Here is a 1528-nt window from a genome sequence, read left to right as displayed (position 1 = left end):
TCTACTAACTAACACCATTAACCTAACACTTAACTCCTAACACCTAACACCTAAGCCTCAACACTAAATAGACTGATTACTAGGGCAAAGGTCGAAGCGATGCAGCGCGGTCTTGGGGGTTACCCCCATGAGCGACTGCATCAAGACAATGATTTTTAGTGCTTGAAGAGGTCAAGTCCTCTTTCGGGTTGAGCTGCAGAGGCACCAATATTAGGAGTGATGCCCACAAATTGATCAAATCAGTGATTCGGGCAAAGCCCGACGCTGCGCGAACGACTCTGGTCAAGATCAATCCCAGAACTAGGAAAACCTAGAGATGAAGTCAACACAGATGAAGTCAACACAGATGGAGTCTGGAAGGAACCAAGTAGGGAATCAATGGGATTGGTAATAGTACCAACGATGCCCTCAAAGAGACTGTCAGGTCCATCGGTAACACCATCCGGATTACTAATCGGGTTGTCGTTACCAATGGTGACACTGGCGGCACCACTAACGTGATAATTATTGGTGTTAGGGTTACTTATGGTGCTGGAAACCATGGCTGTGCCATGGATACTGGAAATGCGATTCCTTAAATCCCCTGAGGTATTGTCACTAATGGTACTGGTAGCCGTGCTGCTACTGCTGACTATTACCACACCGCCACCAGAGTCGCCTGTTCCGTTAGCGTGGCCATTGGCCAAGGGATTGGGACTAATCCTGTTAGTAGCCGTCGCCCTGCTACTGACCTTGACTAGAGCGCCATCTGAGTCTACTGATGGATTACTACTAATTTCAATCTTGGTGATATTCGCGGTTGTTCCATCTTGAGGCTGAATTTCGAGATCAAACACTTGGTCAATGTCATCAAAATCTATAATTCTTTGACTCTCTATAGGGGGCTTGACGTTAATCGGGCCATTGGTGATATCCAAATCACCAGTAGTAGCCAAATCTTCACCAGTTTCAAGGTCATCTAGGGGAGAAATCACTACAATCCCTTGACTAGTAGCACCAGTGTGGTCTTCTTGGTTTGGATTTGGTTGTAGATTGCAAAGGGAATCAAGCACAGAACAGCTATTGTTTATCATCGAGGTTTCTACTCGAACGTCAACAAAGAAATGAGATGGAGATTCCCTGATTGACTTTTTCCGGCTACCCAGGTCGAGTAGCCAGCACATTTTTCACTTTGTCAGTCTAAATTCTATCTAGGTGATCACACTATTGCTCTCGAATGCAAGAAAAATTCACCTTTTCTGTTCGCGTAGCGGCTCGTACCGAGCATCGCGTAGCGTGGCCCAAAGGCCAATCACGACAGGGGGATGGTGCCCTTTATCCATCAATTTTCTGTTTACACTCCCAAACCGCTAGAGGTTTAATTCCCGGAGCGTCCATTACCGCTTTGATTTAATAAATATTCCCAAATCCGTCGTATTTCCTCTTGATTTTGGCGAATCTCTGCTTGACTTTGACGAATCTCCTCTTGACTTTGACGTTGATAGGTTGCCAAATCCGAAAACAATTTTAAGGTCTCATTCAGAGAAAC

At 45.5% G+C, this 1528-nt stretch carries 1 protein-coding gene; it reads right to left on the bottom strand.

The window, feature by feature from the left end; all coding sequences use genetic code 11:
- Positions 1–239 precede the first annotated feature (239 nt).
- Positions 240–1073: a hypothetical protein gene (locus F6K49_RS47935; RefSeq protein WP_293109642.1), complete on the bottom strand. Its 834-nt coding sequence runs from the start codon at positions 1071–1073 to the stop codon at positions 240–242.
- Positions 1074–1528: the final 455 nt, after the last annotated feature.

The sequence above is a fragment of the Moorena sp. SIO3I6 genome (assembly GCF_010672095.1).
The sequence above is the reverse complement of the archived record's forward strand: the minus strand, read 5'-3'. Positions and strand labels throughout refer to the sequence as shown.